Source organism: Pseudomonas koreensis (assembly GCF_012986595.1).
In the GTDB taxonomy this organism is placed as follows: domain Bacteria; phylum Pseudomonadota; class Gammaproteobacteria; order Pseudomonadales; family Pseudomonadaceae; genus Aquipseudomonas; species Aquipseudomonas koreensis.
Window position 1 is genome coordinate 210798 of sequence record NZ_JAAQYM010000008.1, and the last position, 12630, is coordinate 223427.

22 protein-coding genes are annotated in these 12630 nt (G+C 57.5%); 17 read left to right on the top strand and 5 right to left on the bottom strand.

Going from position 1 to position 12630, the window contains the following annotated elements; translation table 11 throughout:
• Positions 1–53: 53 nt before the first annotated feature.
• Positions 54–971 (top strand): HEPN domain-containing protein, encoded by a 918-nt coding sequence (locus HBN98_RS24355; RefSeq protein ID WP_151101672.1) that lies wholly within the window; start codon positions 54–56, stop codon positions 969–971.
• Positions 972–1041: 70 nt separating this feature from the next.
• Here HBN98_RS24355 and HBN98_RS24360 read toward each other — a convergent pair whose 3' ends face one another.
• A complete protein-coding gene (locus tag HBN98_RS24360) occupies positions 1042–1896 on the bottom strand; it encodes a DNA adenine methylase (protein WP_083368505.1) in 855 nt (284 codons plus the stop codon).
• A 29-nt stretch (positions 1897–1925) separates the two neighbouring features.
• On the opposite strand from HBN98_RS24360, the gene HBN98_RS24365 reads away from it, so the two are divergent.
• Positions 1926–2618 (top strand): hypothetical protein, encoded by a 693-nt coding sequence (locus HBN98_RS24365; RefSeq protein WP_197678419.1) that lies wholly within the window; start codon positions 1926–1928, stop codon positions 2616–2618.
• Between the two features lie 362 nt (positions 2619–2980).
• Here HBN98_RS24365 and HBN98_RS24370 read toward each other — a convergent pair whose 3' ends face one another.
• Both HBN98_RS24370 and HBN98_RS24375 read right to left on the bottom strand, forming a co-directional pair.
• The gene (locus tag HBN98_RS24370) at positions 2981–3295 is read right to left on the bottom strand and encodes a hypothetical protein (RefSeq protein ID WP_083368506.1); all 315 of its coding nucleotides are present in this window, start codon (positions 3293–3295) and stop codon (positions 2981–2983) included.
• A complete protein-coding gene (locus tag HBN98_RS24375; protein ID WP_229755027.1) occupies positions 3292–3618 on the bottom strand; it encodes a hypothetical protein in 327 nt (108 codons plus the stop codon). The genes HBN98_RS24370 and HBN98_RS24375 overlap by 4 nt, the downstream gene beginning before the upstream one ends.
• Positions 3619–4011: 393 nt before the next feature.
• On the opposite strand from HBN98_RS24375, the gene HBN98_RS24380 reads away from it, so the two are divergent.
• Entirely contained in the window at positions 4012–4191 is a 180-nt protein-coding gene (locus HBN98_RS24380) for a hypothetical protein (protein WP_151101670.1), read from the top strand.
• A 47-nt stretch (positions 4192–4238) separates the two neighbouring features.
• Here the strand turns inward: HBN98_RS24380 and HBN98_RS24385 are convergent, their stop codons facing one another.
• Positions 4239–4622, bottom strand: coding sequence for a response regulator transcription factor (locus HBN98_RS24385; RefSeq protein ID WP_083369419.1), 384 nt, complete (start codon positions 4620–4622; stop codon positions 4239–4241).
• A 368-nt stretch (positions 4623–4990) separates the two neighbouring features.
• A complete protein-coding gene (locus HBN98_RS24390) occupies positions 4991–5830 on the bottom strand; it encodes a S24 family peptidase (protein WP_229755028.1) in 840 nt (279 codons plus the stop codon).
• On the opposite strand from HBN98_RS24390, the gene HBN98_RS24395 reads away from it, so the two are divergent.
• The 14 genes from HBN98_RS24395 (at position 5829) to HBN98_RS24460 (ending at position 12623) form a co-directional block, all read left to right on the top strand.
• The gene (locus tag HBN98_RS24395; protein WP_083368509.1) at positions 5829–6059 is read left to right on the top strand and encodes a transcriptional regulator; all 231 of its coding nucleotides are present in this window, start codon (positions 5829–5831) and stop codon (positions 6057–6059) included. The genes HBN98_RS24390 and HBN98_RS24395 overlap by 2 nt on opposite strands.
• A gap of 231 nt (positions 6060–6290) precedes the next feature.
• A complete protein-coding gene (locus HBN98_RS24400; protein WP_169844080.1) occupies positions 6291–6953 on the top strand; it encodes a phage antirepressor KilAC domain-containing protein in 663 nt (220 codons plus the stop codon).
• An 11-nt stretch (positions 6954–6964) separates the two neighbouring features.
• Positions 6965–7741 (top strand): helix-turn-helix domain-containing protein, encoded by a 777-nt coding sequence (locus HBN98_RS24405; RefSeq protein WP_083368511.1) that lies wholly within the window; start codon positions 6965–6967, stop codon positions 7739–7741.
• Positions 7741–8403, top strand: coding sequence for a replication protein P (locus HBN98_RS24410; RefSeq protein WP_083368512.1), 663 nt, complete (start codon positions 7741–7743; stop codon positions 8401–8403). Before HBN98_RS24405 ends, HBN98_RS24410 begins: the two co-directional genes overlap by 1 nt.
• Positions 8396–8605 (top strand): hypothetical protein, encoded by a 210-nt coding sequence (locus tag HBN98_RS24415; protein WP_083368513.1) that lies wholly within the window; start codon positions 8396–8398, stop codon positions 8603–8605. The genes HBN98_RS24410 and HBN98_RS24415 overlap by 8 nt, the downstream gene beginning before the upstream one ends.
• Complete coding sequence (locus tag HBN98_RS24420; RefSeq protein ID WP_083368514.1) at positions 8596–8898, top strand: nuclease domain-containing protein; 303 nt, start codon at positions 8596–8598, stop codon at positions 8896–8898. Before HBN98_RS24415 ends, HBN98_RS24420 begins: the two co-directional genes overlap by 10 nt.
• Positions 8895–9266, top strand: a complete 372-nt coding sequence (locus HBN98_RS24425) for a RusA family crossover junction endodeoxyribonuclease (RefSeq protein ID WP_083368515.1) — start codon at positions 8895–8897, stop codon at positions 9264–9266. Before HBN98_RS24420 ends, HBN98_RS24425 begins: the two co-directional genes overlap by 4 nt.
• On the top strand, positions 9263–10543 hold the full coding sequence (locus tag HBN98_RS24430; protein WP_083368516.1) for a tyrosine-type recombinase/integrase: 1281 nt from the start codon (positions 9263–9265) through the stop codon (positions 10541–10543). Before HBN98_RS24425 ends, HBN98_RS24430 begins: the two co-directional genes overlap by 4 nt.
• A 16-nt stretch (positions 10544–10559) precedes the next feature.
• A complete protein-coding gene (locus HBN98_RS24435) occupies positions 10560–10760 on the top strand; it encodes a hypothetical protein (protein WP_083368517.1) in 201 nt (66 codons plus the stop codon).
• Entirely contained in the window at positions 10757–11074 is a 318-nt protein-coding gene (locus tag HBN98_RS24440; protein ID WP_083368518.1) for a hypothetical protein, read from the top strand. The genes HBN98_RS24435 and HBN98_RS24440 overlap by 4 nt, the downstream gene beginning before the upstream one ends.
• A 3-nt stretch (positions 11075–11077) precedes the next feature.
• Positions 11078–11431, top strand: a complete 354-nt coding sequence (locus tag HBN98_RS24445) for an antiterminator Q family protein (RefSeq protein WP_083368519.1) — start codon at positions 11078–11080, stop codon at positions 11429–11431.
• A gap of 133 nt (positions 11432–11564) precedes the next feature.
• Positions 11565–11798 carry a hypothetical protein gene (locus HBN98_RS24450; RefSeq protein ID WP_083368520.1) on the top strand — a complete coding sequence of 78 codons (234 nt, stop codon included), beginning with the start codon at positions 11565–11567 and terminating at the stop codon, positions 11796–11798.
• 175 nt (positions 11799–11973) lie between these two features.
• A complete protein-coding gene (locus HBN98_RS24455; RefSeq protein ID WP_083368521.1) occupies positions 11974–12297 on the top strand; it encodes a phage holin, lambda family in 324 nt (107 codons plus the stop codon).
• Positions 12297–12623: an HNH endonuclease gene (locus tag HBN98_RS24460; protein WP_083368522.1), complete on the top strand. Its 327-nt coding sequence runs from the start codon at positions 12297–12299 to the stop codon at positions 12621–12623. The genes HBN98_RS24455 and HBN98_RS24460 overlap by 1 nt, the downstream gene beginning before the upstream one ends.
• The last annotated feature ends 7 nt before the right edge of the window (positions 12624–12630 follow it).

A 12630-nucleotide genomic window follows, 5' to 3' on the forward strand; every position in this document is an offset into this window, starting at 1 on the left:
AGGTGGACAGTTTGAGGCAGATCGAACTAATAACAACATTTCGATGGCTGAACATGGATGTTCGCCCTGGAATCTACAAGATAATGCCCACGCTTAGCATAGTTGTTGGGCGGGAGCAAATTAGGAAGTTTATTCCTCGAGACCTTGAGAGGTTCGCAGGTTTAATAGAATACAAGCATTTGATGTCTGCAAATCATCTTGTGGTTTGCGAGCAAGAGGATTTAGATAATTGGGATGAAGATCTTACTGCTGACCAAATTCTTCATATTTGGATGCTTTTTGTTGAGTGGGCGCTTCAAGATTCGTGGCTTGTTAAGGATAACTGTTTCATTTGTGAGATGGCGTACTGTCGTTTAAGTCATTCAGGTACTATCGCTTGGTCGAATGCGAACCTTTACGCTCAGTCTTCCACCGCTAACGGTGACAGACAAGCTCTGGTTACCTTCAATGATGCTGAATTCGATCTTTGGGCATCTAAGGGATTACAGCTTCGCACTCAGCTGCACGAAACAGGATTCTCTATTTACACCCCTGTGATATCTAAAGAGATTACAAGGTTTGCTAGGTTTTTGTCATTTGTTCAAATTTCGAGGTGTGCTAGTCATCCCGCAATGAAGATTTCACAAATGTGCAGCGCGCTAGAAAGCTTGTTTTCCACAACTACTACCGAACTCACTCATCGTCTTTCGGAGCGAGTTGCCTTTTTTCTTGGAGGTTCTCCGGTTCAAATGGAGGAGAATTACCAGTTGATGAAAAAGTGTTATGCTGTTAGATCGCAAGTAACTCACGGCTCCCATGTAAGTAAGGCGTTTGCAAAAATAACTCCTGATCTTAGCGAGGCGATGCTGGTTTTACTAAGGGATATAACTTTCAGAATCCTAGATGAAATTGAATGCTCATCATTAGTTGCAGGGAGTGATGAGTTGATAGAAGAGTATTTCAGGAAGCGCTTGTTTTTTGGAGTTCATTAGTTTTGTTCTCGCTCGGCTCTATGGGATCCTCGCCGGCTGGCGTGATCGTGAGAAAAGGGGGGTTTAAGGGTTATGCGCGCTCGCCGAGGTCCAGCCCTATCTGGCTGACCCGATCGACACATGCCGGGCTCAGCCAAACGCATTCGGTTCGGCTTGCTGTGCCTCTGCTTGCGCTGATCCGCGCCGAAGTGCTGTAGCAGGCCCAGCCCGGCAGCATCTCTGCATACAGGTCGCTCGGGTAGCCCGAGAGCACGACCATTCCTTCCAGCTCGAGCAAAACGCTGAGCAATTCGCGGTGGGCCGTGTCGTCCATTTCGTGCTTGTAGTAGCGGCCGCTTGACGCGCCTTTATACCTGGTGCCATGCACGTAGGGCGGGTCGACGTAGTGCAGCGTCTGAGGCCCGTCGTGCGCCCTGATCACCTCGATCGCCGGCCTGTTCTCGATCAGCACGCCGATCAGGCGCTGGCCAACCTCGGCAAGTTGCTCAGGATAGGTCGCCCACAGTGACTGGGCCGTGCCGTATTGGCGCTTCGTATCGATGCGAAATCCGGTGACGCCCTTAGTGGCGCCGGCGGAGCCGAAGCCCATCTGGGCGCGAATGATCGTTCGCCGCGCTCGTTCGACTGGTTCGGCGCTCGGCTCCCACGACAGTTGGAATTCCTCGCGAGAGTAGGGCGTGAATACCAAGCGCTCGGTAAGTCCCGATCGCGTGACCGGATCCTGCAGGACGCGGAACAGATTGACGATGTCGCCGTCCAGGTCGTTGTAGACCTCGGCATACGATCGTGGCTTCTGCATCAGGACGCCGGCGGCGCCCCCGAATGACTCGACGTAGCAGGTGTGCGGCGGAAAGTGTTGCAGCACCCACGGCGCAAGCCGGAACTTGGCACCGTGGTAGCGGATGACCGGTGCGGTGATGGTCATGAGTTGTTTCCAGTCAGGCGCCGCCCTCCGTGACCGGTGGTGGCAATTTGGTTTTGGTTGGGGTATTACGGGTGACCGGCAAGGAACATGGTTCAGCCACCAAAAACCAGACAAAAGAGAAGGATATGGGGATGTTTGACGACTTCGCTACGGACAACATTTCAATCATCAAGAGCAACGGACAGCGTTACGATGGACTGAAAGCGAGCGTTCAGAGAGACAAGATTTTTTTCGAGAACGCTTCGATCCTTGTTGAGCCTCGTGATTTGATCCAGAGGAATATGTCCAACGGAGGGGTTGAAACATTTGAGGTAATAGATCCAGGCTTCGTTGAAGCGATCATGGATTTTGAGGCCCATTATCAGATGAGAGTCAGAAAAATGGGCATCCCAGAGGCGGAAAAAGCTGTTCGGAGCATCACCTACAACATAAGCGGTGCCAACGCGCGGGTTAACAATCACAGCGTTGATAATTCGATCAACAATGTGACGATCAACCCGGAAGTGTCGAGTTTGATTACAGCCCTTCGCTCTGAGCTCTCCAAGCTCGAGTTGGCCCCCCAGGCGCGTGCGGAAGTTGGCGAAGTTGTTGATGAAATTGAGACGCAGCTTAGCTCTAAAGCTCCGAAAAGGACGGTTATCAGGAGCTTGCTTGCGGCCCTACCTCATGTGGAAACAGTTGCCTCCATCAGCGCTTCGATTCTCGGAATGGTGTCCAGCTAGTTTTAGGTGGTCGGTTCTGCCGGCGTAACAGGTAGGTCACGCCTACCTGTCACGCAATGCGAATGTAATCAGCTAGCTGATCGTCGCTCATTCGGTCGGCGCCGCGAATGAATCGGGAAATCAGATCTTGCTCTTCGTCGATGCCGGCTCGGGCCATTACCCGCTTCAGTGCGGCGTCATCGTTATGATAGAGCTTCGTGACAATCTGCCGCGACAGTAGCGCGGCTTCTTTTTCCGCCTGGGTTAGCTTGTCCCGCTCGCGCTGTTGGCGTCTTGGCCATGGCCTACCTCTTCAATTCCGCTGGCCGGCAAGTCCAGCCAGGGCTGTCGGCGGCGCGTGGCCGCTCGGTTGATCGTTCGCTTCACTGAGGCCCCGGGAACTTGATGCTGTTCTCGCGTGCGATGAGGCGGGCGCGCTTTGTTTCCATGCCCATCTCTTTGGCTGCCTCGATGACGGTGAGGCCGTTGTCGGCCAGTTCCTTCAGGCGCGGAGCCAGCTTGTCGCGTTCGGCGCGCAGCTTGTTGCTGTGCGAGGTGCCAAACATCGCCTCGCGCTCACCGGAGACGCCCGGCGCGACCTGTTCGATCTTGTTGCCGGCGCCGAAGAAGGCGTCGAGCTGCTGGTTTAGGTTGTCGATCAGCTGGTCCCGAGGGTTTGGAAGTGGAACGCCGATCATCGCTGATCACCCGCTGGCATGCGCTTCACGCCGCTGGCGCGCGATTCCAGTTCCTGCGCGTAGTTCACCGCCTCCTTGTAGCTGAAGCGGAAGCCCCGGACCTTGTCGGTGGCGAGCTCCACGATGTGGTACGCCTTTTCACCTTTGGGCACGACCTGGTAGCGAATCTTCTGCACGGGAGGTTCCTTGCCGATCAGTGAGTAGAACTCGGCGGTGGCGACGATTGCGCGGAGGCGCAAGGCTTCAAGTCCTGCGGAGCGCTGCTGCATCAGTGGGTGCATGGCTGATACCTCGGTGGTGGGGTTGCGTTTATTCGTCAGCACTCGGCGCCGCCTGCTGGTTGCCGTTGGGCGCAGGGGAGAGTGCTGACGGATAAAGGCGAGGCGAAAAAAAAGGCCCAACTGGACGGGAGGGCCTTTTGTGTTGCTCAGATGCAGTGATCTCGGGTGGCGAGATTTTTGGCGGGATCGTTCAGCGCTAGAACGCGGCGACCCCGGCGGTACATCGCCAGCGCTCCCGGTGTGCACGTTGCGGATCGGTTGGCAGCGCGATAGAGCAGGGCGGTTCTGGCCGCAAATGCGAAAGCGCTACGCCGATCAGGATGATCAGGAGCATGTGGATCTCCGGTTGAGTGTGGTTGTCGGGCATCTGCTGCACAGGCATTGCACCGGGTGTTACGCTTAATGCTCTACCAAGATGCACAACAGAGGACGTTTATGAGTCAGGAAAGAAGCGGAACAGTTGAGTCGATCGATACAGCTCGGGCTGTGGCGAACAAACTTGCACTTCATGGCGAGTCAAAGGATGCAAAGGACGCGGCGGCGGCGATCTTCTCGCTGTGCAACGTGGTCTCTGTCCTTTTGGGTCGAATCGAGAAACTCGAGTCCGACAAGTAAAACCGCTACAACACCGGGGCCTTTGCTGTTGGCCTCGGTTGCTTGGGTTAGGCGTACAGCTCAGGCTGTTCGGCGCGGCGCACCATTCGAACTTGCGCTGTTCTGCGTTCCGGCACGCGTCGATCTCGGCGCATTGCGTCCTCCCCAATCATTGAGTGCATCGCGATAAGCGCCGCGAGAGCGATGCACATCGGCGAAATTATCTGGCGGCGCATTGCTTCGGCGACCATTGCGGTCTGGCGGTGAACGCCAAGCTTGAACATCGCGTTCGAAAGTCGCTTAACCACAGTTCCCGGCTCAACATTGAACACCCGGGCAATCTCTTTCGCTGTCATGCCCTGAGCAGCAGAAAGCACGAACTGAAGCTCGCGCGGTGCAAGTCCGCGACCGAGATAGCCCTTCCATGCACCGCTAACGATTTCCGATTCCATTTGTTGTAACTCCCGGTTGTTTTCCCAATGCGCCCGGCCAACCAGGCGCATCAGTGAAACTTTCCGTGTCCCTTCGACGCTGCTGGCGCGGTACGGGCTCTTTCAAATTGTTCACCTGGTCGCGGCTCGGCCCACCAGAACACTTTTTTTGATCGCTTTACGCTGCGCGCCTTGGGTAGTGGCCACCCATCTGAACCGTTCAGGCCGGTTCATCGCTGCCTTCCATCTGGCCGGTTGTTATCCGGCGATGGGTAAACATTACCTCTGGGTAACATTGATGGTCAATACCTGTAGGTAATTATTTTAATTTTGGCAAAAAAAAACCCGCGTGCGAGGCGGGCTTTTCGAAAGTGAAATTGTGATGAGGGTTACAACAGAACCGAATACCAGAACACCTTGCCGATCACGATGATGTCTTTTTTAAGCATCTCATCTGCGCTGTATTCTTCGTCAGGATGCTCAAGCTGGTTGTAGCTTCGCATCCTAATGCCGCCTCCTGGAACTCTATATAGGGTCTTAACCCTGAGCTGACCACCATGATTCACCGCGTACATCTTACCGTCAGTGATAGCGGTGTTGCCTTGATCAACTCCGACAGTGCTTCCATGAGGTAGCACGGGCTCCATGCTGTTTCCACTCACTGTTACGCAAACAGCCTCGCTTGGCTGTACGTTCTGACGCCTGAGCGTTTGCTTGCCAAACCGCAATTTCTGGTGTTGCGATGGCTCTACGACTGTTCTTCCGCTCCCGGCTGACAGTTCTACTTCCTTGAGGAACGGCACGTACACCTCGTCATCATCCAACGGTGTGTCATCGTCCCACACCGAAAACTGGCCCAAGAACTGAGCATTGCTATCGACTTTAACCGGCTGCATTCCCGGTCGATCCAGTGAATAGCGATCAAGTCCGAGCTTCATCTCGATGTCTCGAGCGAAGTCCTCTCCGATGTTTTTACTACCAGCAGATGACGGTGCTGTCGATAGGCAGCGTGATATGTAATTCGCGCTCTTGCCCAAAGCATCGGCAATTCTTGCCTGCTTTCCATCGAAGCGTTGCTTCATGAGTGTCCGCAAATTTTCGCGGCGAATGTCTGAAATATCCATCCGCAAATCATCCTTCACTGTTACCAATAGGTAAATTCCCTTCGGGTATTGCTTTGAGATTACCTGCGGGTAATAATCCGAGGCATCTAAAGGGAGGCCCGCCATGCGGACAAAAAATCCTCAACTTCTTGAGTGGTTAAAAACGGCTACTGACGCTTCCGTCAAAAAGACGGGCACCAGCCGTGCATACCTGCGACTCATCGCTTACGGACACAAGACCGCGTCAGCAGAAATTGCTGCGAGAACAGAGTCCGCAACCGAAGGAAAGGTAACTCGTCAAGCTCTCCGGCCCGATGACTGGAAGCAGATCTGGCCGGAACTGTCGATTGCCTGAATTCCCCATTTCGCTGGGCCAATTATCCAGGCTGATCGAGTGGGGTAACAGTGACTTGGAATAGCTGTGAATTCATACAGTAGATAAAAAGCAGACAAAAAAAAAGCCGGTGGCTAGACCGGCTTCTTCAAACAACAAACTTGAGGGGCCAGTATGAACACGAACGTCACCCCCGGCAATACCCCGAATCCTGCGACACGTTTTGCTCAATCTCAAAACGTGTCGCGACACATGTCGTCTCGCGTGATCGCCGAACTGATCGGCAGCTCTCACGACAATGTGCTGAAAACCATCCGTGCACTGGTTGCGAAGGGTGTCGTTTCTTCAAACGACACCCCCTACGTGCACCCGCAGAACGGGCAGGTGTACCGCGAGTTCCTGCTGTCGCAGCGCGACACCCTCGTCGTCGTGTCCGGTTACAGCGTCGAGCTGCGTGCCAAGATCATTGATCGCTGGCAGGAGCTAGAGGCCCAAGCGGGTCAGTTCCAGATCCCGGCCACCTACGCCGAGGCGCTGCAGGCTGCCGCTGATCAGGCGAAGGACAACCAAACCCTGCGCCTAGTAATCCTCGATCAGGCACCGAAGGTTGCGGCCATCAAAAGGCTTGCTGCTGCGGAAGGTGCTATCTGCATCACCGACGCTGCGAAGCATCTGCAGCTGAAGCCTTCGAAGCTCTTCGCCTGGATGCAGCAGAACCGGTGGATCTTCCGTCGCCAAGGCTCCGGGCGCTGGACTGCCTACCAACCACGCATCACCTCCGGGCTCTTGGTCCACAAAGTCACTGCTCTCAAGCCTGACTCAGAAACCGGTGCTGACCGTGCCGCTTTCGATCCTCTCGTTACCCCAAAGGGCCTTGCCCGTTTGGCCGAATTGAATATCGGAGCCTCGCTGTGAGCGTTCAAGCAATGTCATGGGCGCTGTCTTTGCCCACGCAAGTTCTCAAGGATGCCAGTGCCCGGCACGTGCTGCTGTGCCTGGCCAACTATGCCGGATCGAATGGCGCTGGCGCGTTCCCGTCGGCTACCACCCTGGCTCAGGACACCGGACTCTCCGAGCGCACCGTGCGCTACAAGCTGGACGACTTGGAGAAGTCCGGACTGATCCAGAAGGGCAACCAGGCGATCGCCGCTGTTCACATTGATCGCCATGACCGCCGCCCAGTCGTTTACGACCTTCAACTATTGCGGGGTGCAAATGCTGCACCCCGTACAGAACGGGGTGCAGATGACGGCACGGGGTGCAATCCACAACAGAGCGGGGTGCAACCTACGACAGAACGGGGTGCAGCGGCTGCACCCAATCCGTCACTTAACCATCAATTAACCGAAGAGCAGCTGCAGCAGCGCGAGATTGATGCCGCTCTTGCCGAACAGAACAGCGCCGCGATCGAGCCGCAGGATGATCGCCAGCGCTTCGCCATGTTCGCCACTTGGGTGCCCAACGAGAAAGCGTTGTCGGATCAGATCGCAATCGCAGGGCTTCCGGTTGACTGCGTCCCTGACGAAGCGGTTCGCAAGTTCAAGGGCTTCCACTGCGCCAAGCCAAACACTCTCGATTCCAGCCCCGGCTGGTGCTACCGCCTGGTCCAGTGGGTGAAGCGTGAGCGAGTGCAGGCAGCGGGCCGAGGGCAGGAGCCTGATTTCAATGACACCAGTTGGGGTGATGACCTGGGAGGTCTGTGATGAAGTCTGTTTCGAGTGTGCTGCAAATGTTGCCCAACGTGGCCTCGGCTGAAGTCGCGCCAGTGAAGGCGGATGCCGGTACCGTACAGGTCATCAACTCGCTGTTCCGCGAGCTGATGGCTATCTTCCCGGCGTGGAAGCAGGCGTGGCCTGATAACCATGCCGTCAACGCCGCGAAAGCCACATGGACCAAGGCGTTCATGGCCGAGAAAATCACGAAGGTCGAGCAGATTCGTTTCGGTATCGAGCAGTGCCGGAAGCTCGGCTCAGACTTTGCACCAAGCGTCGGCAAGTTCATCAACTTGTGCCAGCCCACGCCAGAAATGCTTGGGCTGCCACCGCTTGAAACGGCATTTCGCGAAGCGTGCCGCAATGTCCATCCGTCGATGGCCGGCCAGGCGAACTGGTCGCACGATGCGATTTGGCACACGGCCAAGGAGTCGGGTTTCGAGAGTCTGAACCGCCTTGATACCTCACTGGCGCGCAAGCTGTTCGAACGCAACTACGTGATCACGCTGCGCCGTTTGATCGATGGGTTGCCGCTCCAAAAGATGCCGCTGGCATTGCCCGCCCGAGTTGATGGCCGCCGTACGCCTGAGATCGGCAACAAAGCGCTCGCTGAGCTGCGTGCCATGCGATCGAGGGCTGCCCGCCATGCCTGACCGCCGCCTGGCTGTTCCTGAGATCGAGACCTACCGATGGGCTGTGTTCTGCTGCTCATTCAAGGTTGATTTGAGTTCACCACCTGATCACGCACTGGCGCTGTTCGCCGATGAGTCCATGGCCAAGCGTTATGGGGCGTGGATGTGGCCGGGCACCTACGAAGTCGTCGACGTCGTCACGGGGAAGCCAGCATGCGCGTGAGTTCGAGAAAGCTCCGCGCCTCGGCCAATGGCCAAGAGTGCACCGTCCGGATGCCGGGCATCTGCAATTACAACCCACAAACCACCGTCCTTGCGCATCTGCCATGCGGGCAGAAGGGCATGGGCATGAAGGGCTTCGACACCGTCGCGGTGTACGCCTGCAGTGCCTGCCACGACGTCATCGACGGCCGCGCCGCTGGCGACGTCGATTGGCAGGACATGCCGCGCGCCATTGCCGAAACCCACGAAGGCCTGATCCGGGCCGGAATTCTCACCGTAAAGGGGGCTGCATGATCGACATGACGCTGCCGTGGCCGCCAAAGGAGTTGAGTCCGAATGCGCGCGTGCACTGGCGGCAAAAACACAAACACGCGAAAGCGTACCGTCGCACCTGCGGTCTGATCGCGCTGGCGCTGGATGCACCGCGTCTCAGCAGCAAGAAGTACTTTTGGGTCACGTTCTGCCCGCCGAATCGTCGCTCCTACGACGATGACAACCTGCTGGCGCGCTTCAAGGCCGGCCGGGATGGCATCGCCGATGGCCTGGGTATCGACGATAAGAACTTCGTCACCACGATCAATATCGGCAAGCCGGTGCCGGGTGGCGCGGTGCGCGTGCACATCCGGGAATATCCAATCGACCCGGAGCCGAACACCCCATGAGCCAGAGCCTGCTGACCACGTTTTCTGATGCCGAGATCCGCCGGCAATCGGCCAACACCGATATCCGTGACATGCGGGACGCGCGGTATCCCGGCGTTTACTTTCGCTTCCACAAGAATCGCGAGCGCGGTACCTGGCACCTGGTGGTTGGCAAGAAGTGGGAGAAGATTGCCGGTTTCCCGGAGCTGCCGGTGAAAGGGCTGATCAATGCGCTGCCGAAGATCCGCGAGCGCCTTGCCGCTGACCCGAAGGCCTCGGCTGCAGCCGGCACCTTGCAGACGGTCGGCCAGTTGCTCGACTGGTTCACGGCGCGCCAAGCCGTTGACCGCAGCCTGTCGGCCAAGCGCCGATCCACCAACACCTCGATCATCGCCTGCCACCTGAAGCCGCGGCTCGGTGAGCTGCTGGTGGAGGAGGTGGACCGCTTCACCCTGGACAAGCAACTGATGTGGCCGATGCAGGCCGAGTTCTCGCTGTCCTACGTGCGCCTGATGTGGGGCGTGCTGGTGGTGGCGTTTCGGCAGGCCGAGAAGCTGCGCATGATCAGCTCCAACCCGATCGCGGGCTTCAAGTTCACCGACTTCACTAAGGCCAAGATCCAGCCCAAGCCTTCCCGGTTGCGCGCCGTCCAGCTCGAGGATGTGATCGGGGACCTGGCCGCCAGTTTCGACCGGTACCCGCAGGACTGCATGCTGGCGCTGATGATGCTCTGCCACGGTACGCGCGTCGGCGAAACCCGCATGGCTCGGTGGGCGCACCTGACCCTGGGCGAGCAGGGCGAGTGGTTCATCCCGGCCGAGAACACCAAAACCCGCTGCGAGCATCGGTTGCCACTGACGCATCAGGTCTGCGCGCTGCTGGAGCGGTACCGGGACTGGCAGGCAGCTAAGGGCTACAAGGGCGCGTTCGTCTTCCCGGCTCGTGGCGGTGGATGCCTCAGCGACAGCCAGGCCTGTGCCGTGTTCACCCGGTTGGGGAAGGGCGAGTGGACAAGCCACGACCTGCGCAAGGTGGCCCGCACCGGCTGGACTGATCTCGGCGTGGACTTCCTCATCGGCGAGATGCTGGTGAACCACACGATGACCCGCAACGTGCAGACCTACATCCACACATCCGCCGAACTGCTCAAGCGCGAAGCCCTGAGCAAGTGGCACGAATGGTTAGACGCGAAAGGCTTCAGCCTGATTCACCGCTCGACCATGACTAGAAACGGAAATTCGCAGAATGCCGCCGAGGCTTTGAATGGCGCGGCTTCTAGCCAAATCACGAAACCATAAAAGGCGAGGTTTAAAAATGATGATTTTGCTCGATGAGGCATCCGGCCTCGCCGTGAATCCAGCCGAAGTCAGCTCGATGCGGTACGAGAACTGGAATGGCGGCAAGCACCTGGTGCTGACCATGCAAACCGGCAAGGAGCTTTCGGTGGAGCATTGGCCTCATGGTGATGGCCCAAACGTCTACCGCCTGCACGAGCAGCTGCTGGAGGCTCAATGAATAAGTCTCACGGACCAGCCTTCCGCGCCGCGATGCTCGACCTGGCCAAGTGCCCGGCGTGCCGTGGTCGCGCGGTGATCAAGGGCGTTTTCCATGAGCTGGGCTGCGTGCAGTGCGCCGCCTCGGGCTGGGTCACCGCCGAAACTGGCGAAGCCCTAACGCTAGAGGTGCTGGTGACGCAGCTGAGCATTCGTCTCCAGGCTGCCGAGCACGAGATTGCGCAGTTCAAGTGCTTCAAGCCAGCCGGGGCTGAAGCGCAATACAACGAGAACAACCGCCGTGGCCCTGGTGCCACCAACTTCACTGGGGATTGAGCCATGGCTTTCACACCGACATTTAAAGAACGTACCGCCGAGGATCTGCTGGAGCACTGGGGCCGCTGGGTCGTGCTGGGCTCTGGCGTGTCCTGCTGCGCTTCCCGCGAGAACACGATCCTGTCGCCGATGATCACCGATGACGACGCGCTGATGATTGATGGTCTGATGGGCCGCCTGCTGAAGCGTTACCCGGAATGCGGCCAGGTGCTGATGCGCTACTACACCAGCCGGGACACATCGCTGATGGAAGTCGGCAAGAAGATGAAGTTCGGCGAAGAAAAGACCCGGCAGCTCTGGAAGGCCGGCGTGGCCTGGATTGATGGCGCGCTCGATGTTCGACGTCAGGCCGCTTGACAGGCCCGGGGACTGACTATAGATTTCAGTTACTTTGCGGTTTTTCCGCGTGCAAAGCCCGTCTCTGAGATGGGCTTTTTGCTTTTTGGGTAGCGTTCGATCATTGTGGTTCTCTTTGAATGGAGAGGATTAAATGGATCGAGAAACTGAAGCCCAGATCGGTGAAATTTTTGAGCAGATTTGCATCGCAGCGGATGCGCGACAAGTTACTCACTCATCAGTTGGCACCGACGATGAGCATCCGGCGCGCCGCCAGTTAATCGTCAAAGGGTTGCGAGATCGCCTTTACCGGAAGTATCCAAAGTCTTTGGTTCTGGTTGATGTAATCGCGAGCGGAACCATCACTGTGTCGATCACGCATCCGTAACAAGTCGCACCACTGAAAGCCTCGTTAATTGCGGGGCTTTTTTCGTTTATGGAATTCCATGAGCCTCGGCATTCGCCGGGGCTTTTTCGTTTTCGGCTCCACCACACCCATCGCTCTGAGCTGGGAGTGCTGCTGGAGCCGGATCTAATGCACTCCCCCAAAGGGAGGAATCGAGATGCCAAACATGCCTGAGAAGGATCCCGGACTGTGGGCCGCTGTGCTCGCCTGGCTGCTGCTGCATCAGCCGCAGCTCTATGCCGCTGGCCTTTCGGTCGGCATCGCTGTGCTGCGGGTGATGTACGGCGGTGGCACTCGCCGTCAGATGTATCTGGAGGGGGCGCTGTGCGGCCTGGTCACGCTCTCGCTGGTGCCACTCCTTGAATGGATGGGGTTACCGCAGAGCATGGCCACGTTCGCCGGTGGCGCCGTTGGTTTCCTCGGCGTCGAGAAGGTGCGCGGTTATTACGATCGGGCGGCAGCTCGGAAGGTTGAAGGCTGATGGCGAACACATCGCCTTGGCATCACCTCTACAAGACGAAGGAATGGTTTCGCCTTCGGTGGAGCCAGCTCCAGACAGAGCCGCTGTGCCGTCGATGCTCCTCGCAAGGGCGCGTGGTCGCCGCCAACATTGCCGACCACGTCAAGCCGCACCGAGGTGACGTAACGCTGTTCTTCGACGCGACCAACCTGCAGAGCCTTTGCAAGGTCTGCCATGACAGCGCGAAGCAGCGAGAGGAGAAGTCCGGCGTTGTGGTCGGGTGTGACGTCAATGGCCTACCTATCGACCCGAATCACCACTGGAATCGGTCGAAGACCGTAAAATGAGAATGGG

What these genes read in the sequence shown, in the direction of transcription:
- HBN98_RS24355 (WP_151101672.1), top strand. Translation starts at nt 54, where the DNA reads ATGGATGTTCGCCCTGGAATCTACAAGATAATGCCCACGCTTAGCATA.
- HBN98_RS24360 (WP_083368505.1), bottom strand. Translation starts at nt 1,896, where the DNA reads ATGACCATCACCGCACCGGTCATCCGCTACCACGGTGCCAAGTTCCGG.
- HBN98_RS24370 (WP_083368506.1), bottom strand. Translation starts at nt 3,295, where the DNA reads ATGATCGGCGTTCCACTTCCAAACCCTCGGGACCAGCTGATCGACAAC.
- HBN98_RS24380 (WP_151101670.1), top strand. Translation starts at nt 4,012, where the DNA reads ATGAGTCAGGAAAGAAGCGGAACAGTTGAGTCGATCGATACAGCTCGG.
- HBN98_RS24385 (WP_083369419.1), bottom strand. Translation starts at nt 4,622, where the DNA reads ATGGAATCGGAAATCGTTAGCGGTGCATGGAAGGGCTATCTCGGTCGC.
- HBN98_RS24395 (WP_083368509.1), top strand. Translation starts at nt 5,829, where the DNA reads ATGCGGACAAAAAATCCTCAACTTCTTGAGTGGTTAAAAACGGCTACT.
- HBN98_RS24390 (WP_229755028.1), bottom strand. Translation starts at nt 5,830, where the DNA reads ATGGCGGGCCTCCCTTTAGATGCCTCGGATTATTACCCGCAGGTAATC.
- HBN98_RS24400 (WP_169844080.1), top strand. Translation starts at nt 6,291, where the DNA reads ATGTCGTCTCGCGTGATCGCCGAACTGATCGGCAGCTCTCACGACAAT.
- HBN98_RS24405 (WP_083368511.1), top strand. Translation starts at nt 6,965, where the DNA reads ATGTCATGGGCGCTGTCTTTGCCCACGCAAGTTCTCAAGGATGCCAGT.
- HBN98_RS24410 (WP_083368512.1), top strand. Translation starts at nt 7,741, where the DNA reads ATGAAGTCTGTTTCGAGTGTGCTGCAAATGTTGCCCAACGTGGCCTCG.
- HBN98_RS24415 (WP_083368513.1), top strand. Translation starts at nt 8,396, where the DNA reads ATGCCTGACCGCCGCCTGGCTGTTCCTGAGATCGAGACCTACCGATGG.
- HBN98_RS24420 (WP_083368514.1), top strand. Translation starts at nt 8,596, where the DNA reads ATGCGCGTGAGTTCGAGAAAGCTCCGCGCCTCGGCCAATGGCCAAGAG.
- HBN98_RS24425 (WP_083368515.1), top strand. Translation starts at nt 8,895, where the DNA reads ATGATCGACATGACGCTGCCGTGGCCGCCAAAGGAGTTGAGTCCGAAT.
- HBN98_RS24430 (WP_083368516.1), top strand. Translation starts at nt 9,263, where the DNA reads ATGAGCCAGAGCCTGCTGACCACGTTTTCTGATGCCGAGATCCGCCGG.
- HBN98_RS24435 (WP_083368517.1), top strand. Translation starts at nt 10,560, where the DNA reads ATGATGATTTTGCTCGATGAGGCATCCGGCCTCGCCGTGAATCCAGCC.
- HBN98_RS24440 (WP_083368518.1), top strand. Translation starts at nt 10,757, where the DNA reads ATGAATAAGTCTCACGGACCAGCCTTCCGCGCCGCGATGCTCGACCTG.
- HBN98_RS24445 (WP_083368519.1), top strand. Translation starts at nt 11,078, where the DNA reads ATGGCTTTCACACCGACATTTAAAGAACGTACCGCCGAGGATCTGCTG.
- HBN98_RS24450 (WP_083368520.1), top strand. Translation starts at nt 11,565, where the DNA reads ATGGATCGAGAAACTGAAGCCCAGATCGGTGAAATTTTTGAGCAGATT.
- HBN98_RS24455 (WP_083368521.1), top strand. Translation starts at nt 11,974, where the DNA reads ATGCCAAACATGCCTGAGAAGGATCCCGGACTGTGGGCCGCTGTGCTC.
- HBN98_RS24460 (WP_083368522.1), top strand. Translation starts at nt 12,297, where the DNA reads ATGGCGAACACATCGCCTTGGCATCACCTCTACAAGACGAAGGAATGG.